General features: G+C 43.7%; 17 protein-coding genes. 4 read left to right on the forward strand and 13 right to left on the reverse strand.

From position 1 onward, the window contains the following. Positions 1-325 precede the first annotated feature (325 nt). On the forward strand, positions 326-1,084 hold the full coding sequence (locus tag Q6344_07915; protein WLG12539.1) for an IclR family transcriptional regulator: 759 nt from the start codon (positions 326-328) through the stop codon (positions 1,082-1,084). A gap of 75 nt (positions 1,085-1,159) precedes the next feature. On the opposite strand, the gene mmsB is transcribed toward Q6344_07915, so the two are convergent. The 8 genes from mmsB to Q6344_07955 form a co-directional block, all read right to left on the reverse strand. Beyond that, a complete protein-coding gene (gene mmsB / locus Q6344_07920) occupies positions 1,160-2,104 on the reverse strand; it encodes a 3-hydroxyisobutyrate dehydrogenase (protein WLG12540.1) in 945 nt (314 codons plus the stop codon). A 124-nt stretch (positions 2,105-2,228) separates the two neighbouring features. Further along, entirely contained in the window at positions 2,229-3,458 is a 1,230-nt protein-coding gene (locus Q6344_07925; GenBank protein WLG12541.1) for an enoyl-CoA hydratase/isomerase family protein, read from the reverse strand. Between the two features lie 61 nt (positions 3,459-3,519). Continuing rightward, positions 3,520-4,302, reverse strand: coding sequence for an enoyl-CoA hydratase (locus Q6344_07930; protein WLG12542.1), 783 nt, complete (start codon positions 4,300-4,302; stop codon positions 3,520-3,522). Between the two features lie 81 nt (positions 4,303-4,383). Further along, a complete protein-coding gene (locus Q6344_07935) occupies positions 4,384-5,544 on the reverse strand; it encodes an acyl-CoA dehydrogenase family protein (GenBank protein ID WLG12543.1) in 1,161 nt (386 codons plus the stop codon). A 63-nt stretch (positions 5,545-5,607) separates the two neighbouring features. Beyond that, entirely contained in the window at positions 5,608-7,092 is a 1,485-nt protein-coding gene (locus Q6344_07940) for a CoA-acylating methylmalonate-semialdehyde dehydrogenase (GenBank protein WLG12544.1), read from the reverse strand. A gap of 349 nt (positions 7,093-7,441) precedes the next feature. Then, on the reverse strand, positions 7,442-9,496 hold the full coding sequence (locus Q6344_07945) for a propionate--CoA ligase (protein WLG12545.1): 2,055 nt from the start codon (positions 9,494-9,496) through the stop codon (positions 7,442-7,444). A gap of 207 nt (positions 9,497-9,703) precedes the next feature. Continuing rightward, complete coding sequence (locus Q6344_07950) at positions 9,704-11,374, reverse strand: fatty acid--CoA ligase (GenBank protein ID WLG12546.1); 1,671 nt, start codon at positions 11,372-11,374, stop codon at positions 9,704-9,706. 177 nt (positions 11,375-11,551) lie between these two features. Further along, positions 11,552-12,751 carry an MFS transporter gene (locus Q6344_07955; GenBank protein ID WLG12547.1) on the reverse strand — a complete coding sequence of 400 codons (1,200 nt, stop codon included), beginning with the start codon at positions 12,749-12,751 and terminating at the stop codon, positions 11,552-11,554. A gap of 412 nt (positions 12,752-13,163) precedes the next feature. Between Q6344_07955 and Q6344_07960 the strand changes: the two genes are divergently transcribed. Beyond that, positions 13,164-14,153: a hypothetical protein gene (locus Q6344_07960; protein WLG12548.1), complete on the forward strand. Its 990-nt coding sequence runs from the start codon at positions 13,164-13,166 to the stop codon at positions 14,151-14,153. 136 nt (positions 14,154-14,289) lie between these two features. Here Q6344_07960 and Q6344_07965 read toward each other — a convergent pair whose 3' ends face one another. Continuing rightward, complete coding sequence (locus tag Q6344_07965) at positions 14,290-15,081, reverse strand: ankyrin repeat domain-containing protein (protein ID WLG12549.1); 792 nt, start codon at positions 15,079-15,081, stop codon at positions 14,290-14,292. Positions 15,082-15,382: 301 nt separating this feature from the next. Here Q6344_07965 and Q6344_07970 point away from each other — a divergent pair, with 301 nt between their 5' ends. Continuing rightward, positions 15,383-16,129, forward strand: a complete 747-nt coding sequence (locus Q6344_07970; protein ID WLG12550.1) for a hypothetical protein — start codon at positions 15,383-15,385, stop codon at positions 16,127-16,129. A 94-nt stretch (positions 16,130-16,223) separates the two neighbouring features. Here the strand turns inward: Q6344_07970 and Q6344_07975 are convergent, their stop codons facing one another. The 3 genes from Q6344_07975 to Q6344_07985 form a co-directional block, all read right to left on the reverse strand. Then, the gene (locus tag Q6344_07975) at positions 16,224-16,733 is read right to left on the reverse strand and encodes an Rrf2 family transcriptional regulator (protein WLG12551.1); all 510 of its coding nucleotides are present in this window, start codon (positions 16,731-16,733) and stop codon (positions 16,224-16,226) included. Between the two features lie 300 nt (positions 16,734-17,033). Further along, positions 17,034-18,275 (reverse strand): NnrS family protein, encoded by a 1,242-nt coding sequence (locus Q6344_07980; protein WLG12552.1) that lies wholly within the window; start codon positions 18,273-18,275, stop codon positions 17,034-17,036. 198 nt (positions 18,276-18,473) lie between these two features. Continuing rightward, a complete protein-coding gene (locus Q6344_07985) occupies positions 18,474-19,886 on the reverse strand; it encodes a DASH family cryptochrome (protein ID WLG12553.1) in 1,413 nt (470 codons plus the stop codon). Positions 19,887-20,086: 200 nt separating this feature from the next. On the opposite strand from Q6344_07985, the gene Q6344_07990 reads away from it, so the two are divergent. Further along, on the forward strand, positions 20,087-20,317 hold the full coding sequence (locus Q6344_07990) for a hypothetical protein (protein ID WLG12554.1): 231 nt from the start codon (positions 20,087-20,089) through the stop codon (positions 20,315-20,317). Between the two features lie 94 nt (positions 20,318-20,411). On the opposite strand, the gene Q6344_07995 is transcribed toward Q6344_07990, so the two are convergent. Further along, positions 20,412-21,902 carry an aldehyde dehydrogenase family protein gene (locus Q6344_07995; GenBank protein ID WLG12555.1) on the reverse strand — a complete coding sequence of 497 codons (1,491 nt, stop codon included), beginning with the start codon at positions 21,900-21,902 and terminating at the stop codon, positions 20,412-20,414. Positions 21,903-22,072 lie beyond the last annotated feature (170 nt).

Below are 22,072 nucleotides of genomic sequence, written 5' to 3' on the forward strand. Positions count from 1 at the left end.
CTACCTCTTTATTTAACTCAATAACAGTTATATAGCTTATTACTACAGTTTGTTGTATTTTGTGAGATGGTGTAGTAATTATTGCTTTTAGAAAACTTTTCAGAAAAAAGTATTGGTATCAGTTTTCAATATTGTATGACTGTGTGACGTTAGTATTGATACATTTAGTATTGGCATATAGAGTAACTAGATCTTGTCTAGGCTTGATATTATGCTAAATTAGAGGTTAGGGAAAATGTGTCGCAAGGCTGCGTATTTACTTTTATCTGTTAATGCCTTGTTGTATTTCCTACTGTATTCTTTTTATTCTTATTGAGCCACTCATATGCCTAAAGTATCGTCGATTACCCGTGTGTTAGAGATTATCGAGGCGGTGTCCTATGCCTCAAAACCGCTCTCGCCACTTGAGCTATCGCAAGAGCTTGATATTCCCAAGCCGACCATTCATCGATTGATTCAAAATCTGCTCGATGAAGGGTTTGTGACTGTGGATATTGGCGGCGGCATTATACCGGGCAAGCGAGTACGAAACTTGGGTGTTGAGCTTTGGCAGCAGCGATTGTTCTTTAATGAGCGACAAATGATTTTGCAAAAGCTGGTTGATGAGCTAAAAGAGACCTGCGGGATCGGTGTGCCTTATCAGATGAATATGATCTATACCAACCGTGCAAATACGACCTTGCCGATACAGATTTATTTGCCAGTGGGCGCAAAATCACCAATGTGGTGTACAGCGACTGGTAAGCTGTATTTAAGTCAGTTGCCGCGCACAAGCCGCGACAAAATACTGCAAAACCTTTCATTGGATAAGTTTACCAAAAATACGATCACCGATATCGATGCGCTAAACGCTGAGCTTGATCGCATCGCTGAAACAGGTATCGGTATCGATAATGAGGAGTTTATCTCTGAGATGGTCGCAATCGCCGTACCGATACGGGATAGAAAGTCGCGCTACCTTGCTTCGCTATATCTTCATGCACCGACCATACGAGTGTCTTTAGATGATCTCTTAACCCATGTCCCACGACTGCAAAAAGCAGCGCAAGATATTCAGTCTCTAGTCTATGACCTACCCAGCTAGATGATGCAATATAAGCAAAAAAAAGGTCTGCATTAAGATAATAATGCAGACCTTTTTCATAGGTACTTTGATAATTTAAGTCAATACAGAGCTGTCATGACGCGCCATAATGCTCGAGAAATCTCTATCACCATTCTCGACAGTATGTGCAGCATAAAGCTCAGTCGCTTTAGCGCCCATCGGCGTCTCTACCTGAGTATCTTCAGCAGTCTGCATGGCAAGGTTAAGATCTTTTTGCATCAGCTTACTCATAAAGCCGCCTTGGTAGCCATTGCTAGAGGGGACATTTTCCATCACTTGCGGATAAGGGTTGTAGACCTCTAACGTCCAGTTGCGACCTGAGCTTTGTAGCATGATATCCGATAGCACTTTTGGATCGAGACCGTTTTTGACGCCCAGATTAATTGCTTCTGCCGTTCCTGCCATCAGAATACCTAACAGCATGTTATTACAGATTTTTGCCACTTGTCCTGCGCCATGCTCGCCTGCATGAAAGATATTTTTGCCCATCACAGCCAGTATCGGCTCAGCTTTGGCAAAGGCATCAGTGCTGCCACCGACTATAAAGGTTAACGTACCAGCGATAGCACCGCCCGTACCACCAGAGACTGGGGCATCTAAGAAGTCTATGCCAAGCTTGCTTGCCGCCTCCGCCACTGTTCTTGCATCAGCCGCTGCAATGGTACTGCTATCAATGACTAAAGTACCTTTCGGTAACTCTGCAAGTAGACCGTCAGCGCCATTATCTCCTAGATAGACTGAATGGACGTGCTTGCCAGCAGGCAACATACTGATAACGACCTGTGCATGACGTGCAGCGTCTTTAGGACTATCTGCTACATTAGCACCCGCTTGTTGCAAGCGCGTGGTCGCCTCTGCGGATAAATCATAAACCGATAACGTATAACCTGCTTTTAAAAAGTTCTCTGCCATCGGTGCGCCCATATTACCAAGCCCAATAAAGGCGATATTTGGCTTAGTAGTATCGCTACTGGTGACATTCACATCCTTTGTATTCATCTCATCATTCCTTGATGGTTAAGTATTGATCATGCGTGCAGGCATTGCTACACATATAGCTGTAAACTATTTAATTGAGTGTAATTTTAATTTGATGTCTATATTGAATTGATAAATTCAATTTTTAACGCACAGACTGACTGCCTAAAGCATTATCACCCAACCAATCGCCTAACGGATGCGCATCTTTAGCATAAGGATTCACAAAATGCTGCTGTATGTACGTCTGCCCTTCGCTACTCAGGCAGTCTGCTAGTGAACGCGACCATTGTGGATTACGATCTTTATCAATGAGCAGCGCACGTACCCCTTCCTTAAAGTCAGGATTGGCGGCACAATGTACGGCTACATTGGCTTCTAAATACAGAACTTGCTCTAGCGATAAGTCAGTGACTTTATAATAAAGCGCATAGGTCAACGCCGCAGTCACTGGGCAGCCATGGCGATAAGTGTCTACTGCTCGCCGCGTCCAGCTATCATTAGCAAACTCTGTATCTATTTTTTCGAGTGCTGCATCACTTTGTAATAAAGCATCGATATCACCAAGTCCGCCGCTGTTCATCAACTGCTGGATAGGTTGCCAATGGATTGCCAATTTACTAGCAGGCAACTCGGCAATTGGTTGCGCTGCAAGCACACGGCTAACGATACTATGAGCACTATTGTTATCGCATTTATCCGTACGACTAGCGGCAACCTGCCAATCACTCTGTTTTAAACTTTGTATGACGGCATCATAGTCACTACTGGCGACGGCATACTCTGCAAGATTGGCTAATAGCGCATCATTGCCATTACACATCGCGCCCGTTAACCCTAAAAACAAGCCCGTCTTAGCTGGCATACGCTGCAAAAACCAACTGCCAGAAGCATCAGGGAACAGCCCAATAGTCACTTCTGGCATGGCAAAGCGCGTGCGCTCTGTGACCAAGCGGTGACTACAACCTGCCATCAAGCCCATGCCGCCACCCATAATAATGCCGTCACCCCAGAGTATTAGTGGTTTGGAATAAAAGTGCATCTGCCGATAAAGACGATATTCATGACCAAAAAATTCTGTCGCGTAAGGATTCGGTAGCGGTGCATCACTAGACATACTGTCATAAAGCTTACGAATATCACCGCCAGCACAAAATGCCTTATCGCCTGCGCCTTTTAATACCAATGCTACTATCCGATCGTCATTTTGCCACTGCTCTAGCTGCTGGGCTAATAACTGACACATCTCAACGCTAAGGGCATTAAGAGATTTGGGTGTGTTTAACATCATTATTCCAATCAGGTGACCACAATCTGTCGGCTCGGTGCTGAATAGTACAGGCGCTTCTAGTTTGCCTTCTATAGCTGTTGTCATAAAGGTGACCTACAAATATTAAAAGAAAAAAATAGTATCATTAAGTTTGATTTTATGGCGTTTATTTATTTTTCCAAACGGGCTTACGCTTCTCTAAAAATGCTTGCACGCCTTCACGCTGATCTTTGGTATCAAATAATTTAACGAAGGCTTCACGCTCATGGATAAGATTTTGCGCAGGCGGTGTGTGTCTTGCTGCTTGAATAAGCGCTTTGGAATAACTGACGGCAACTGGTGATTGCTTAGCAACTTTTTGCGCCAGTGCTTGTGCTGCTAATAAACCGCCACCTTTTGCAGTGACTTCTTCAACCAAACCAATACGCAAGGCAGTGTTCGCATCGACGCGCTCACCGCATAATATCATGCGCTTCGCCCAGCCTTCACCTACTAAAGCTGTTAGATTTTGCGTACCGCCAGCACAAGGTAACAAACCGACGCCAGTCTCAGGCAATGCCATTTGGGCATGGTCTTCTGCGATACGGATATCACAAGCGAGCGCACATTCAAGACCACCGCCCATCGCATAACCATTGATAACCGCTATACTAACGCCGCGATAGGCTGACAGTGCCTCAAATGCTTCACCAAAGGCGATCGCCATACTGATCGCGCGGCCTTTATCACCATCGGCAAAATTATTTAAATCAGCGCCTGCTGAAAAGAACTTCTCGCCATCGCCATGAACAATTAGTGCATATACCTCATCATTGGTATTGAGGTCAGTGACCAGTTGCTTAAGCGCCTGTAGACTATCCATCGTCCACGTATGAGCAGGTGGGTTATTTAGGGTTAGCGTCGCAATATGACCATTAATTGATAGTTTTAAGTTGGTATAATCCGTCATGAAATATCCTTGTTATAATTTTTTATAAAACTGCTTTATCCATAAATTCGAATAGGCAAATCATCTATTCATATAAAATGATTAGCGTAACTGGCTTAACGCATTATCTTGTAAGAGCTGACGCGAGACAATCACGCGCATAATCTCATTGGTACCTTCTAAGATTTGATGGACCCGCAAATCTCGCACATGACGTTCAAGCGGATACTCATTGAGATAACCGTAGCCACCGTGTAGTTGCAGAGCTTCATTGGCGACATCGAAACACAAGTCAGTAGACAAACGCTTTGCCATTGCACAATAAGTAGAGGCCTGTGCATCATTATTATCGACTTTGCTAGCTGCCAAATAGAGCATTTGCCGTGCAGTGATAGTTTGAGTCAGCATATCAGCAAGCTTAAACTGTACTGCTTGTAGGCTAGCAATCGGGCTGCCAAACTGGCTACGCTCTTGCACGTAATTGGTCGCTGTCTCAAGCGCCGCTTGCGCTGTCCCTACTGCACAGATACCAATATTAATCCGGCCGCCATCTAAGCCTTTCATAGCAATACGAAAACCTTGGCCTTCCTCGCCGATGAGGTTTTCTACTGGCACTTTGACGTCTTTAAAGCTAATCGTCCGCGTTGGCTGTGCTTTCCAGCCCATTTTATGCTCGTTTTTGCCGTATTCGATACCAGCACTGTCAGCGTCTACCACAAATGCAGAAACCCCTTTTGGGCCTGCGCCGCCCGTACGAGCCATAACGACCAACACATCGGTGGAGCCTGCGCCTGAGATAAAGGTTTTTTCGCCGTTAAGAATATAATGCTCGCCTTGCTTATCGGCTTTGGTACGCAGTGATGCGGCATCAGAACCGGCATTAGGTTCCGTTAGACAATAGCTGCCCAGCCATTCACCACTAACCATATTTGGCAAATATTTTTTGCACAGCGCATCACTGCCAAACTCACCAATCATCCAGCCAGCCATGTTATGAATACTCATATAAGCAGCAACAGCCGTATCACCCCATGCTAACTCCTCAAACACCATCGCAGAATCTAGACGCGGCAGACCCAAGCCATCATAGTCAGGGTTGGTATATAACCCTAAAAAGCCGAGCTCGCCTGATTTTTTAATCACATCAATTGGGAAATGCGAAGTACGATCCCATTCAGCAGCATTGGGCTTTAGCTCTTTTTGGGCAAACTGTCTAGCGGTTTGGCGAAAGGCAATTTGGTCATCGGTTAATGAAAAATCCATGGGGTCATCCTTATGCTGAATAGAGTGTGTTAAGTCGTCAATGCAAATATAGGTGATTCAGCATTAAATTGAAATAGTCGTATTAACACCGCGACTTGCTTCATCATCAAACCAGCGCGCCGTAACCGTCTTAGTTTGGGTATAAAACTGCACTGCTTGCTTACCATAAGGACCCAAATCACCAAGCTTACTAGCACGTGAGCCTGAGAATGAGAACATCGGTAGTGGCACAGGAATCGGCAAGTTAATACCGATTTGACCGACTTGGATATCTTGTTGAAATTTATGCGCAGCAGCCCCTGACTGAGTGAAGATAGCCGTACCATTACCATGTGGGTTGGCATTGAGCAGCTCAATCGCTTCATCTAAGCTATTGGCACGCATGATACACAGGACAGGTCCAAAGATTTCTTCTTTGTAGATTTGCATATCTGCAGTGACATTATCAAAAATAGTTGGACCAACAAAATTACCCTGTTCATAACCTTCAACCGTAATGCCACGACCATCAAGTATCAAGCTCGCCCCTTCTTCTACCCCCGTACCAATCAAATGCTCAACACGCGCTTTTGCCGCAGGAGAAATCAATGGACCCAGATCTTTATCATGCTTACCTGCTGAAACGATTAAACCCTCAGCTTTGGCCTTGATATCATCAATCCATTCACCGGCTGCACCGACAAGGACAACGACAGATAGCGCCATACAGCGCTGACCAGCAGCACCAAATGCAGCACCTGCTAGCTGATTTAGCGTTTGCTCTTTATTGGCATCTGGCAGGATAACGCCATGATTTTTTGCGCCCATCATACACTGCGCACGTTTTCCTGATTGACTGGCACGCTCATAAACGTGTTTACCAACGTTGGTCGAACCAACAAACGAAACCGCTTTGATATCTGGGTGGTCACAAATCGCATCAACCGTTGCTTTACCGCCATGCACGACGTTTAGCACGCCTTCAGGTAAACCTGCCTCAACGGCTAGCTCAACCAGACGCATAGTTACCATTGGGTCTTGCTCAGAAGGTTTTAAGATAAAAGTATTACCCGTGGCAATCGCCATTGGGAACATCCACAGTGGAATCATCGCTGGGAAGTTAAACGGCGTGATGCCTGCACAAACACCCAGTGGCTGCCAAATACTATAGGTATCCACGCCTGAAGCAACGTTTTCAACGAAGTCACCAATCTGTAAGTTGGCAATACCCGCTGCATGCTCAACTACTTCTAAACCACGGAACACATCACCGCGTGCATCAGCAATAGTCTTGCCCTGCTCTGCGGTCAGGATTTCTGCTAACTCATCCATATGATCGCGTATCAGTGCTTGATACTTTAAAAAGATACGGGCACGTGTGGTAATCGGTGTTTTGCGCCACGTTTGAAATGCCTTTTGAGCGGCAGCGACCGCTTGATTGATTTCATCATCTGTGGTTTGTGGGACTTTGGCGATGACTTCTTGAGTAGCAGGATCGGTAATATCAATCCATTCGCTGGTATTAGAATCAACAAATTGACCATTTATAAGCTGCTGAACGTGGTGCATAAGATATCCTTATCTTGTTTGCAAGACTGCCATTAGGTGACGTCTTAGAATCTTGAAAGTTTTGAATTTATCATTTTGTTATATAATTTTAAAATGATTTATTTCGTATCGTTATTGACTATACCAATAAACCATTTTTAGGGTCAAGCGCTTTGTCAAAATTTTATCTGAGTTTATGTTAACGAAAAAAACTTTATGTAAGGTATATTTTCAGTTTGAGCGAAAGCGACTAAGTAGTGATAAAAATTAGGAGACGCCTTAAATTGAAAACAAAAAAGCCCATGATTGTGCATGAGCTTTTTTTCAATATTAACGTTAGATGGCTTTTTTCAATTAATACGCCATCGTATTAGTAGTCTTTCATAGACTGCTTAATCGCCTCAATCGCTGTTGGATTATCAAGCGTTGACATATCTCCTGTTTCGTTGCCTTCTGCTAAAGCACGAATGGCTCGACGTAAGATTTTGCCAGAGCGCGTTTTTGGTAGTGCTTGCGGGAAATAAATTGCCGCTGGCCTTGCGATACCGCCAAGGGATTTGACCACAGCACCGATGACCTGCTGCTCAATACGGAAACGATTTTCGGTGGTTGTGACTTGTTCATGATCTCTCAGCACACAAAAGGCTATCGGCAACTCTCCTTTCAATTCATCATGAATACCCACAACCGCACATTCTGCCATCTCTGGATGCGTACTAATCGCTTCTTCAATTTCTTGCGTGCCAATACGATGACCGGCGACGTTAATCACATCATCAGTGCGGCCTAAAATATAAAAATAACCCTCCTCATCAGTCACGGCATAGTCTGAGGTTGAATATTGCTTGCCATCAAACAGACCAAAATAACTGCTAATAAAGCGTTCGTCATTTCGCCATACCGTGGTCAGACAACCGGGCGGCAATGGTGCACGAATCGCGAGCAGTCCTTTTTCGCCAGCTTTACAAGGTTCGCCAGTTTCTTCATTAATGACATGCGCATCATAACCATACATGGGATAACCAGGTGAGCCTTGTTTGTGCGGCTTATGATTGAATTTGGGCGTGTTACTCAGAATGGGCCAGCCAGACTCTGTTTGCCAATAATGGTCTAAAATTGGCACACCTAAATGCTTAGTCAGCCAGTTGGCTGTCGATTCATCCAGTGGTTCACCTGCCAAAAAGAAGGATTTTACGCTGGAGACATCATAGCGTGTCATCCATGTCTCATCTTGTTTTTTCAGCATACGGACACCCGTCGGTGCCGTGAATAAGATATTGACCTTGTTTGCTTCGACAATTCGCCACCAAATACCGGGGTTGGGGCGATGCGGTAGACCTTCATACATCACACTCGTCATGCCCGCCAGCAATGGTGCGTAAATGGTGTAAGAATGCCCAACCGCCCAGCCGATATCTGATATCGCCCAAAATGTCTCGCCCGCCTTGCCATCGTAGATATAGTCCATCGACGTCGTTAACGCAACCGCGTGACCACCGGTATCACGTTGCACACCTTTTGGCGTACCCGTAGTGCCTGAGGTATAAAGTAAATATGATGGCGTATTTGACTCAAGCCAAACTGGCTCGACAATCGCATTGGCTTCACAGCTGATACGGCGCTGGGTTGCATAATCAACATCAATATTTTTTGGCTCAAATGGTAAAATGCCACGATTAATGACCAATACATGCTCGGGTTTAACTGTTGCTTGCTCGACCCCTTGATTGACAAGATTTTTATAATTAATAACTTTACCACCGCGCAAACCTGCATCCACCGTGATGACCATTTTCGCTTCGGCATCATCCATGCGAATGGCTAAGTTATGAGCCGCAAAACCACCAAATACCACCGAATGTACCGCACCGATACGAGCGCAAGCCAACATGGCATAAGCGGCTTCTAGAATCATCGGCATGTAAATGACAACGCGATCGCCCTTGCCAATACCATGACGCTGTAGCACATCAGCAAAATAATTGACTTCTTTATATAGGTCATTATAGGTCAGACGACGCTTGGTATAGTCCGTATAAAGCTCAACGTTATTACCCAAGTCTTTAAACGCATCGACGACTGCAGGAAAGGTTTCGATTAACTCTTGGTTAATCTCAGAGGATAACCAGATAAAAGCATCCTGCTCTGCGCGCTCTGCAAGATGGCGATCCACACAGTTATAGCAAAGATTGGTCTCGCCACCGACATACCACTGCGCAAATGGCAGATTGCTGTCATCAAGGATTTGTTCAGGCTCTTTATGCCAATAGACACGCTTTGCTTGCTCTGCCCAAAACTGCTCTTTATTTTCAATAGAAGACTGATAAATCTCAGCAAAGGTTTGAGTGGTATTAGATAACGCTTGAGAAGTCTGAGCTTGCTCTGACGATTGGTTGGTCACTGAAGTGGCGGTTTGCTCGCTCATAATAGCTGTCCTTAGCATAAATGATGGGTAATACGATGTAATATTGTCATAGTAAAGATTGGCTATCCCTGCCAGCTATCTCTAATAGAACAAAAACCGATACACTACGTATCGATTTAGTAGGTATCGGTTTAAAATGTAGCAGAGCTAACAATAAAGGTCAACTATTAAGCCAGTTATCTGCTCAATAGTTAAGCCACTTTAAGCCTATACCTCAGTTTGATCAGCATACATCTCACGCATCACTTTTTTGTCATGTTTACCAATAGAAGTCTTTGGTAGCTCATTGACGAACTTAAACTGACTTGGCACACCATATTTCGGGATAATACCCCGCTCTACAGCTTTCTCAGCAATGGCTTTGATATCATCAACGCTCGTGTCTTGAGCATTAGGTTTTAACACAATCAAGGCCAATGGACGCTCGCCCCACTGTTTGTCACGTACCCCAATCACAGATACGTCAGCGACCGCTGGATGTAACGACAAAATCGTCTCAATCTCTAATGACGATATCCACTCGCCGCCTGACTTAATGACATCTTTTAAGCGATCAGTAATTCTAATATAACCATCAGGACGTATATAAGCAATGTCTTGGGTGTGCATATAGCCGTTTTCCCACAGCTCTTTGCCCGCATCGTCATTTTTTAGATAGCTTTGCGTTAGCCAAGGTGCGCGTAATACCAGCTCGCCAGTATTGTCTTGACCGGTACCAACCGACTCATTATTGCTACTCCATATTTGAGCATCCACCATCAATACTGGCTTACCAGTCATACAACGGCGAGTGATATCTTCATCTTCACTCATTTCAGGCTCGTCGAGACTAAATTCTGTCAAGCTAATAAGGGGCGCTGTCTCTGACATACCATAACCAGTATATACTTCGATGCCTTGTGCCATGGCGGTTTTTGCCAGACCTTCAGTCAATCTTGAACCACCGATGATCATTTTTAAACCATTAAAGCTAGCACCGCGATCTTGCGCTTCTTTGAGCACCATTTGCAAAATCGTTGGGACACAATGGGTAATACTGACTTTTTCATTAATAATCAAATCCATTAACACATCTGGTGCATAGCGTCCTGGATACACTTGCTTCAGACCAGCCATGGTCGCGGTAAATGGAAAGCCCCATGCATGAACGTGGAACATCGGCGTCATCGGCATATAGACATCACCGTAACTGACGCCTTGCTTGTCGGGCAGCATACCTAGTGTCGCCGCTTCGGTAAGAGTATGCAATACTAACTGGCGGTGGCTAAAGAACACGCCTTTTGGATCGCCCGTCGTGCCTGAGGTATAAAACGTTGTGGCAATGGTATTTTCATCAAAATCTGGGAAGTCAAACTCACTATCAGCAGCTTGTAATAATTCTTCATACTCACCTACTACGCGGTTTTGATTACCACCGAAGACTCCTTCAGATGTCGCACCATCATCATCTAGCCAAATAATGTGCTCAATACTAGAGTTTTCAAACTGATAGCTTTTGACCAATGGCGCAAACTCAGAGTTGAGCAGCAGCACTTTTGGCTTAGCATGATTGATGGTATAAAGAATTTTTTCTGGCGATAGGCGGATATTAACGGTTTGTAAAATATACTCTGACATCGGTATAGCAAAATACGACTCCAGATAACGATTGCTGTCCCAATCCATCACCGCCACTATATCACCTGCATCTAGATTTAAACCTGCTAAGACATTGGCCAAGCGATTGATACGATTGAATAAATCTTTATACGTAAGGCGTTTTTTGTCAGCATAAACGATTTCTTGCTCAAGCGACACCGTTTTGGCACGGTTCAATAGCTGCTTGACTAATAAGGGATAATCGTAAGCAGAAGGGGCGCTGTGGTAAATATTTGACATAGATGTGACGTCCTTGTTGGTCATGCGGATAAGTTATTATGCGGGTGAATCATGGATAATTGATGGCGTATTGAGCAGGCTATATCGATAGTAAGAAAAAATCGGTGCTATGTAAAGCGACCTTACGTAAACATCCTAAGCTGCAATAGCTTGATGAATATTGCTCAAAAACAGCCATCAAGCCGCGCGTGATTTTGTTTTAATCATACCAAAACTGGCAACCAGTAATGCCAAAATCTGTACAAATAAGAGCAGCCATACTGTGAGCGACCACTGCCCGCGCGCATAAGTCATGCCGCATAACCACGCACCCATCGTACCGCCAGCATAATACCCCATGTAATATAAACCAGACGCCAATGAGCGCCCTTTTTTGACATTGACGGCGATATAACTGATGGTGGCAGCTTGGGTGATAAAGACACCTGAGGACATAATAGCAAGACCAATAATAATGCCCCATAACGGCGTCACTAGTGTTAACAGCACCCCAATCATAGAAACGAAAACAGCCACGCGTACTGTGCGCGCTGAACCAAAGCGACGTAGCAAAGTCGTCGACAATGGCGTGATGACAACGCCTATCAAATAAACGGCAAAAATATTGGCAAGCGCACCCGTACTCAACTCATATGGCGTCTTAGCAAGATGTAGATTGATAAAGGTAAAACAACCCACGAGTGAGAATAAAACACACGCCCCTAGCAGACACGCCGTTACCACATAACGATTGGTTAAATGCTCACCGAGCGTCTGCATCGCGGAACGAAAATTCGGATTGGCCACAAACTGCTGTGATGATGGCAGCATCTTGCCGACCCACAGCGCACCAATAAGGGTCATCGCTGCCATCACATAATAGCCTGCACGCCAGCCGATAAGCTCGTGCAAATGCCCAAGCAAAAATCGCCCCATGAAGCCGCCAAGTACCGAGCCTGAGACATAGAACGACATCAGTTCCGTGACAGCGCGTCCCTCAAACTCTTCACCGATATAAGCAATCGTCACCACGGTAATGCCCGGTACAGATAACCCTTGCATAAACCGCCACATGCCCATCCAACCAATACTCGGACTTTGGGCAATTAAAGCAGTTGGTATCGCTAAAAATAATAACGCGCCAACGATAAAGGATTTACGCCCCACAGCGTCAGACAGCATGCCCAAGAATGGCGACATAATAGCAATCGCCATCACCGTTGCACCGACGATCATGCCAGCTTGCACTTCAGTTGCAGAAAGGTCTACCATTAATACGGGCAAAATGGCCTGAATAGAATACACTTGCAAAAAAGCAAACATCCCAATCAAGCCAACGGTAAGTTTTAAGACCCACGATGTTGCATTATTGATTGGCGTAGATAGAGGTTCTGGCATATTATTTTGGGGTTTACTGATGGTATTTTTCACAGGGATACAGGCTATGTTGGACGCGGATGATCTGGCGTGAGTAATAGAAATAGGACGATAATAGCTGAAATAATGACAAAAACAATGATGACAATAATGGCTGATGCTAGGGATAGCCGTCATGTATGATTTTAGCACACCAAATACCAGACTCTGGTTTCGGTGTGTTATCGGTATTGCTTTATTTATGCTTAGGGTCTGTTGAACACTAAAAATTGCTGCTTTGTATACTGCGTAGGTGACGTATATTTTTGACAGCAAGCAGATTACTGTCTACTATTATTTTGATCTATTATATATAAATGCGATTCACAAAAACTTATATCCACAAAATATAACCTGCGACAAAATCCAACTCACCTATAACAGATTCTCTATCATGCCCAAATACCCTTTTTATTCGCAATGGATTGTCGCTATAGGTGCACTGGTTTTTTCTATAAATGCGTCGGCAGTTACGTTAGACGAAGTAGCCGCAACGAACAAGCTCATAATTAAAGAGCAATCGACCAAAATAGTATCCACCCCGATAGCGTCAGCGGTTGCAATAACATCGCCTGTATCAACACCAGCCGTGCCGTCAAACTGTATCGCTGACAGTATTATTACAGCGGCTAATCTGTCAGATACGCGTGATAAGGGGCCTTTTTCGGTGGCTAAGAAAGCTGTTCCTCGTCAGTTAGCCAATGGCTTTGGTGGCGGAACCATTTATTATCCAACCGATGCAGGTGGCTGTGGTCTGTTAGGCGGAATCGCGGTAGTACCCGGTTATGTGTCCTACGAATCTTCTATTAAATGGTGGGGGCCGCGTTTGGCATCTTGGGGATTTGTGGTTATCACCATCGATACCAACTCCATTTATGATGACCCAGAGAGCCGTGCGGCGCAGTTAAGTGCCGCGCTTGATCATATGCTTCATGACGATACGGTAGGCGCTCAGATAGATAGTACGCGCTTGGGTGCTATTGGCTGGTCAATGGGCGGCGGCGGTGCACTCGAGCTAGCGACAAAACGTCAGACGGTTCGAGCGATTATTCCGCAAACGCCCTATCACGATAAAGACTATGGCGAAATGAACACGCCTGCTTTATTCATTACTTGCCAAAATGACCGTATCGCCTCAAATAAAAAATACAGCAGTCGTTTTTATGATAAAGCTACAGGCGCAAAAATGAAGATTGAGATAAAGAATGGTAGCCATTTTTGTCCAAGTTATCGTTTTAATGAGATATTGCTGAGCAAGCCAGGTATTGCTTGGATGCATCGCTATATTAATGGCGATATCCGCTTTAATCAGTTTTTATGTAGTAACGACAACTATGGCAACAATCCTCGTATATCCGCTTACGACTATAAAAACTGCTCATAAACAAGGCACTCATGAGAAAAGCACTTATAAACTAGGTACTGATAAACAATCTGCTGGTCAATCTCTGACTTAGGAGCGCTTAGCATAGAAAAAGGCTACCGAAATGGCAGCCTTTTTTGTAAAGTCATTGACGCAATTATTCACAGCTCGCTTTGCCAGTGCGATGATTCACAGCACCATTGGCGGCTAATAGCTTTTGCATATCAACCAAATCTCGCGAACACGCATATGAATAGGTACCTTGATTATACGAGCCCATTTTTTTGTCTTTGGTCGTTGCCACTAGATTTGGATTAGCACCTTGCGCCAATAAATATTTGACAGTTTCAAGGCGATTATTACTAGCTGCAACCATAATCAAGGTTTCACCATCACTTTCTACCGTCTGATCATTTAAGTCCACAGGCGCTTTTTCATTCAATAACGTATGTACTTTTTTGACAATATTGGTATTTTTTCCCAGTACAGCAGATTTCATGACGTTATACACATCACCGTCATCTTTAGCATAGATATCAGCGCCTTTACTGACTAAATAATCTACCATATCTTCATAGCCGATAAAGGCAGCCCAGCCTAACGCCGTTTGGTTTAGGCTACCTGTATCTTTTACTTCTAAGTCTTGACCATTGTTAACCATGTATTTGACCGTGGCTAGATCACCATGTTTTACGGCGTCAAACCAAGTAGCATCTGCACCTGTAGAAGGTTTGTCATAAAACACACGCCAAGAAAGTTTGTTTTGATTGGCAAGATCAAAATTCTCAGTAGTGCTGAAACGAAAACCCACTTGTGGGACTGGTGCAGTTTGAGCAGCTTGGATAGTGTCCATTTTAGTGACGCTGTTATCATTGTTTAGGCTTGAGCAACCTGCTAATAACATCGTTGCCATAACCGCTGATGCGCTCATTTTTCCAAAAAATCTCATCACTCAACCTTCAAATACAAATTAAATAGTGAGAGGTATTATACAGATTCATTAAATAACAATCTATAAATTATAAGCTATGAATGACAATGACCCTCGGTTAATATAGGCTTATATCAGACTTTAACGCTATACACTGAACCTAACAATCAACATCTTTTTTATAACAGACTTTAGGTACATGACTCACCATAATAAGAGGTCGTTTATAATAAATTGTCATTTATTGATGAGAAATATTCATTATTAAAATTGCTAAGACATCAAGAAACTCAAATAAAAACACTAAGGAATAATTTCGATGACCGATAAAATTCATGATTTAGGGGCAGGATTTTGGAATATACGCGGATCTTTTCGCATTGGTGGTGTTCTAAACATTGGTACTCACTGCTCACTTATACAGTTAAACTCAGGAAAGTTTATATTTTTGGATAGTTATTCATTGACTGGTGACGTACGCGATGAGGTGATGGCATTAACCAATAATGGTCAAGATGTCGAAGCAGTACTGAACGTCCACCCATTCCATACGGTGCACTGTGCACAAATGGCAAAAGACTTCCCGCAGGCGACCTTTTATGGCAGTAGCCGCCACCATAAAAAAGCACCTGAAGTAAAATGGGCAGATGACTTGGTTGAAAGCGATACGGTCGCCAAGCGTTACCCTGAGCTTAAGTTCTCAATGTCACAAGGCATCCACTATATCTCACCCAATGAGATGATTCATGCAGGCTCACTATTAGCCTATCATCCTACCAGTCAAAGCTTGCACGTCGATGATACCTTTATGAGTCCACCGATGAAGTTATTAGAGGCGATATTACCTGAACTGATACTACACCCAACGACCAAAAAAGCGCTAAAAAATGAGCCCAATGCAGGCAAGCAATATTGCGATTGGGCAAGCAATTTGGCACATGAATGGCGCGATGTGCGTAATTTCTGCGCTGCACATTCCTATTTAGTGACATTCAATGACGGTGAGTTTGAAGTGGCACTATTAAAAGCCATTGATAAAGCCCGTCCAAAATTAGAAAAAGCTTAATTGACCGTATAATCTCATATTAGAAGCATAACAAAGGGAGTGACCAAGATGGTCGCTCCCTTTTTTGCAATGATGCCATCAACATCAAAAGTTATTAACGAAACAATAAAGACGCTAGCTCATCTTCGTTATTGATGATATCTGCCAAGGTATAGCGTTCAAGGACGTTAATAAATGCCGTCAGCGCTTCAAAGAACACACTTTTTAGTTGGCATGCTGGGCTAATGACACAGCCTCTAGCATTATTTGTCGTTTCATCAATAAGCGTAATAGGCAAACCAGTCTGTCGACCATCACTGCTCTTGCCATTCGCGGGGGTCGCAAAGCATTCGACCAAATCAAAGTCTGGCTCTATTTGTTTAATTAATACACCCAAATTGATGTCTTTTGGCGCACGAGCCAAACGTATACCACCATTTTTACCACGCACACTTTCTATATAACCAAGCTGACCCAACTGATGAATAATCTTGGTCAAATGACTTTTAGAAATGCCATAACTGTCGGCAATATCACTGATATTTGCGAGTAATGGCGGCTCTGGTCTCACTGCCAAGTAAATCAATGAGCGCAGTGCATAATCGCTATAATTGGTCAATCGCATTTATTTGCGCTCCTATTTTATATAAATCTCTCAAGTATGTATCAGCCTAAATTTTAGCAATGTAATTCTATGAGTTTGAAAATGAGAGTCTTGAAGAATCAGTGTCTCAGACAAACGGTATTTCGGATAAACGGTATTTTGAACAAACTGTATTTTAAACAAACAGTGTCTGGAAAACAAAGGTCTCAAAACCTTATAACATTTGCAAAACAACCTACTCAAAAACGTCAACAATCAGTCGATAGACTTGGATAAATCCCCTATTCTTTTGGCGATAGTATTATAACGGCTCTACAGACTCTAACCAAACAGACCATCAGGTCTAGGACGTGCCAGCATCGGCAAATAACTGATGCAAAATAGCACGAAGCAAGCAATCCACGCCCCTTGGGCAATCATGATCCATAGTAGATAGTGACTCATATCGGCAAGCGGCAACAGCACGCGACTGACAAATGCCAATACCATCAGACCGTACATAATATTCACCGTCTTGGGCGGCTGATGAATGCTGCGTCCCGTATGGCCAAGCGATACCCGCGTCATCATCGCCACGGTCATCATACCAACACATGCAATGGCAAGCCCATGCATCGCAATACTATGAGTATAGCCCAACCATGGTTGCAGCGCATACAGCAGAAAACTCAAACACATGCCCAAAAATGCAACATATAATGACCAAAGCAATGGTTTTTGCCAGATATCGCGATGATACCAGCCTACCAAACGGACGATATTAACCACTGCTACGCCAAGCGCCGTAATAGTCAGCAGATACTGATTAGGATAAAACAAGTCACTGATAAAAAAGACTAAGAAAAACAATAAACTCGCAATATCCTGTACTTTACTATTGCGCAACTTGATGACTTCCGTCGTTCCAACACTCAGACCACGTTCAATAAAGAATGGCACCACGCGGCGACCAATGGTCAGCACGAAGCCGATAATTAAGTAAAACCCTAGATAAATACCTATTTTAGTCATACTCATATCGGCATTGATAATACCCCAGTAGCAGATTCCATTGCCAACGGTCAATAATGCCAATTTCGCTAAAATACCCATTTGCTTATACTGCTTGACCTGTAATACCGCTCGACATATCACAAATGCCATCGAGGCGATAAACAATAAGTCAAATACTGCGGCGACATATAACAACGATATACTGCTACCCGCAACCGTCATACCAAGCCCAAAACCTGCCCAGCTCAAACGTGCCAACAGCCAACAGCCAAATATAGCCAGCAGCTTATAACCATGCGGCATCATTACCCCTGTCCACGTCTTCACTGCCGTGAGGAGAAATCCTGCAATGACTGCCAAGGCATAACCATAGACCATCTCATGACCGTGCCAATACAATGGGTTCAGTGCTTGTGCGTCAATATCTGTATGACCAGTAAATACAAAAGACCATAGCAGCATCGTTATCACGGCAAATAGCGCGGCAGCACTAAAAAATATTCGAAAGCTTAAGTTCAGAATAGGATGCGGAGAGCTGGGCGGCTTGCTGGGTAAGTTGATCGATTGCATGGCACTCTTCTTAGAAGCATGTGAATAGAGTTTAACTTAAAGATTCATTTTAAATGAATGTTATAGGTTATACAATAGGGATAATTTTATAACTCATTATAACGGTTTGCTATTAGCATAAAAAACAACCACTGATAAGACTATTAGCGGTTTAGCACGTGCTATTTAGTATTTGTGCTCTAAAATCCATAAACCGCTTTAACTTATATGACCGCCTTGCCATTTATCAATGAACCCACTATTGGAATCATATTGTTGGGTTTGCTTGCTAAGATTAAATTGCCGACATCCTCTTGGATCAGCGCCTACGCCCGCTAGATATTGCCAATTCCCCCAATTACTCGCGACATCATAATCGATAAGATGCTGCTCAAAATAGGTTGCACCGTAACGCCAGTCTAAACCCAGCTCATGAATAAAGCAGCTAGCAACGATTTGCCTGCCTCGATTGGACATATACCCTGTTTGCTTTAGCTGATTCATGCAAGCATTGACGATAGGATATGGCGTGCTGCCATTCTGCCATTGCTGCAAACGCTGATCGTCAAAATGAGTAGCTGGTAATTGATGACCAATCCCCTTAAACAAAAATAGCTTACTACCATGTTCAATCGCATACCAATAAAAATACTCGCGCCACAGCAGCTCAAACCATATCCAATACGTTGACTCATTGGCGATAACCTCACGCTCATAATGACGTAAGCGATTCAACAGTATTTTCACAGACAAGCAACCATTTGCTAGCCAAGGCGAGAATTTAGTGGAATGCGTCCAGTCATCCAGTGCATTACGTGTGGTTTTATAAGTGCGCGGCGCAGCAGAATCAAAATAGTGAGTTAAATGAAGCATTGCATTTGTTTCACCACCTTTAAAGCTAAGCGCTTGCTGTGCTTGCTCATCAGATGGTTTTGTTTTAAAAAGATATTTACTATGAGCTATCAACGCATCAGGCATTGGCGGCAGCGACTTTGGTGTAGGAGAAACAGCCACCTCATCGTCAGCATTCAATAAATCATGGCTTGCTTCAACCTTTTTACGAAACTGGGTAAAGCTTTTGGGCAGGTCTTGTGTCGTTAAATCAGCGAATAGCGTATTGGTTGATTGCCTGTGCCATATTATCTGCGGATATTTGCTCTGCAAGGCAGCATAGCCTTTATTTTGATTATAATCTGCCGTGTGGCTGACACAGATATCGGTGACTTGTTGCTGCTCAATGAGCTGGCATAACTGAGTAAAGGTGTTTAAGGCAGACTCCACCTTATCTGGTGACAACTGACTCTTTGATAAATAGCTTGGCGACAGATACAGCAATCGATTACCAAGGCGCTGAAGCGATCGATCCAAATCAGCCAAGCTCTCAGACAAGAACTGCTGACGAGCAGCACCCATCTCATTAAAGTGGTAAGCTTGACGGCTCTCTTTCGGTTCAATGCAATCAGCCAAAAAATCAGCATAGATGAGCATCAGGTTGCCTTGATTACTTTTAGTCAATGTCGCCGCTTTGACTAACGTTTCATTGTCCTCTATGCGCAAATCGTTATGAAATAAGACCAATACCGCTTTTTTGACTGACTTATTTGATGCGTTGTCTGATTGGTGGTTTGACATACTCTCGATTCCCAAGTAGTTAAACGCGCTCACTTGAAGCTGAGTCTAAACTATAATATTTTAGAATGTGACACACAGTATAAAGCGTGTTACCCGTTCAACTTAAGTCGCTACCCTCGTTGTTATCTGCGTTATACTAGCCATAAGCATTGACTATCACTGAGCTGACTGCTTAGATGGTTTATAACTAGGAGAATGTCATGACTCAAGAACACGCTTCCCATGAAAAGCGCAAAATCATCGATAAGTTTTTGATGAAACTCACCAAAGAAGAGCCGCAAATGTATTATGCTAGCACCTCTGAGGTCGCTCGTAGCATCCATACTATGATAAAAGAGCACACTCATCGCTTGTCGGTAGAAGATCAGGCGCTCGTTAGACATATGACCGTCGAGGAGATACAAGGCTTGCTAGGCTTTCACCTTAAATAATCACACTTTCAACGTTCCCATAAAAAAAGCCCGCTTATTTGCAGGCTTTTTTATTATTAAAACTTTAATTTAGAGCATTGAAAATATACATCGCTTAAAACGGATACTCGCGTGGCTCATGTTGCATAGATATCCAGTGCGTTCTAGTGAACTCTTCTAGCACCCACTCACCGTTAAAACGACCAATACCTGAGTTTTTCTCGCCACCGAATGGTAAGTTACTTTCATCATTGACTGAAATATCATTAATATGGGTCATGCCCGCTCTGATACCGCGAGCAAAGCGCATGCCTTTTGCCATATCTTTTGTAAATACCGCACTCGACAAACCAAACATTGAGTCATTGGCGATCGATAATGCATCCTCTTCATCTTTGGCACGGATGATACCGACCAATGGTCCAAACACCTCATTACGTGACAAATCCATCTCGCGCGTCACTTCAGTAAAGATGTGCGGCGGTACCACTTGACCTTTAATCTCACCACTTAGTCTCATTTTTGCGCCTTCTTGCTGCGCATTAGCGATTTTCTCTTTCAACGATTCGACTTGTTTTTTATTAATAATCGGACCAACCGCCGTGTCTTGTTTGCTCGGATCACCGACGTTTAACGTTTTGACGTGCGCCAAGAAACGCTCAACAAAGTCATCATAAATCTCGTCTTCAACGATAATACGATTAATAGCAATACAGATTTGACCTTGATGTAAGAACTTCCCAAAGGCAGCTGCTTTGACCGCTTGCTCAATATCAGCGTCTTTTAGTACCACAAATGGACTGTTACCACCCAACTCAAGCGCTACTTGTTTAATGTAGTCGCCGCCATTGGCCAACTCGCCAATGCGCTTACCGACTGAAGTAGAGCCAGTAAATGATACAAAGCTTGGGGTTTTGTGTTCAACGATAGCATCTCCTATCTCTTTGCCTGAGCCAACCACCACGTTGAGCAAGCCTTTTAGTAAACCTGCTTCTTCGAATACTTTTGCTAGCAACAAACCACCAGTCACTGGGGTATCACTCGCAGGCTTTAGTACCACAGCGTTACCAAGTGCTAAAGCTGGTGCAATAGAACGTTGGGTCAAATGTAATGGAAAGTTCCACGGACTAATGACAGCGACGACACCGATGGGCTCACGGTAAACAAAGTTTTCTTTGCCAGGGGTGTTAGAGGGACGAATCTCGCCATGTACACGACTGGGGAAAGTCGCAGCCTCAAGGGTAATGGCGCGGGTAGCAGCAAACTCAACCATGGCTTTAACACGGGTACTGCCCGACTCTTTAATGAGCCAATCGACGATTTCATCTTGGCGCTGATCTAAAATCTCAACCACCTTATATAGCACACCTGCTCGTGTCGCTGGCGTTTGCTGTGACCACTCTTTTTGTGCCGCACTTGCTGCTTGATAAGCTTCATTAAGCTGCGCTTCTGTCGCCTGCTGAATCTTTACAAGTGTATCGCCATTGTAGGGGTTGGTATTGGTATTGACGCTATCGTCTTGACCAATTTGCCATTCCCCTGCAATGTACTGTAGGTGGAAATCATTATAGGCATTGGCTTTGGTATTATCGGTATCAGGTGACATAATTTTTCTCATTTATTTTATGGATGTTATGTTGGTTGTCAATAAAACAGTATGACTAGCAAATTGAGGCAGATAAAAAATAACTATTAACAAAGTTATTTATATTAAATAGCCTGCGCTCGCGACATTTGATTAAGCACATCAAAACGAAACTTGCTAGACGACTGGTC

This window comes from Psychrobacter cibarius, assembly GCA_030686115.1.
GTDB lineage: Bacteria > Pseudomonadota > Gammaproteobacteria > Pseudomonadales > Moraxellaceae > Psychrobacter > Psychrobacter cibarius_C.

Bases quoted from the DNA above. Each gene is read 5' to 3' on its own strand.
- Q6344_07915 (WLG12539.1), top strand. From the start codon at position 326: ATGCCTAAAGTATCGTCGATTACCCGTGTGTTAGAGATTATCGAGGCG.
- mmsB (WLG12540.1), bottom strand. From the start codon at position 2,104: ATGAATACAAAGGATGTGAATGTCACCAGTAGCGATACTACTAAGCCA.
- Q6344_07925 (WLG12541.1), bottom strand. From the start codon at position 3,458: ATGACAACAGCTATAGAAGGCAAACTAGAAGCGCCTGTACTATTCAGC.
- Q6344_07930 (WLG12542.1), bottom strand. From the start codon at position 4,302: ATGACGGATTATACCAACTTAAAACTATCAATTAATGGTCATATTGCG.
- Q6344_07935 (WLG12543.1), bottom strand. From the start codon at position 5,544: ATGGATTTTTCATTAACCGATGACCAAATTGCCTTTCGCCAAACCGCT.
- Q6344_07940 (WLG12544.1), bottom strand. From the start codon at position 7,092: ATGCACCACGTTCAGCAGCTTATAAATGGTCAATTTGTTGATTCTAAT.
- Q6344_07945 (WLG12545.1), bottom strand. From the start codon at position 9,496: ATGAGCGAGCAAACCGCCACTTCAGTGACCAACCAATCGTCAGAGCAA.
- Q6344_07950 (WLG12546.1), bottom strand. From the start codon at position 11,374: ATGTCAAATATTTACCACAGCGCCCCTTCTGCTTACGATTATCCCTTA.
- Q6344_07955 (WLG12547.1), bottom strand. From the start codon at position 12,751: ATGCCAGAACCTCTATCTACGCCAATCAATAATGCAACATCGTGGGTC.
- Q6344_07960 (WLG12548.1), top strand. From the start codon at position 13,164: ATGCCCAAATACCCTTTTTATTCGCAATGGATTGTCGCTATAGGTGCA.
- Q6344_07965 (WLG12549.1), bottom strand. From the start codon at position 15,081: ATGAGATTTTTTGGAAAAATGAGCGCATCAGCGGTTATGGCAACGATG.
- Q6344_07970 (WLG12550.1), top strand. From the start codon at position 15,383: ATGACCGATAAAATTCATGATTTAGGGGCAGGATTTTGGAATATACGC.
- Q6344_07975 (WLG12551.1), bottom strand. From the start codon at position 16,733: ATGCGATTGACCAATTATAGCGATTATGCACTGCGCTCATTGATTTAC.
- Q6344_07980 (WLG12552.1), bottom strand. From the start codon at position 18,275: ATGCAATCGATCAACTTACCCAGCAAGCCGCCCAGCTCTCCGCATCCT.
- Q6344_07985 (WLG12553.1), bottom strand. From the start codon at position 19,886: ATGTCAAACCACCAATCAGACAACGCATCAAATAAGTCAGTCAAAAAA.
- Q6344_07990 (WLG12554.1), top strand. From the start codon at position 20,087: ATGACTCAAGAACACGCTTCCCATGAAAAGCGCAAAATCATCGATAAG.
- Q6344_07995 (WLG12555.1), bottom strand. From the start codon at position 21,902: ATGTCACCTGATACCGATAATACCAAAGCCAATGCCTATAATGATTTC.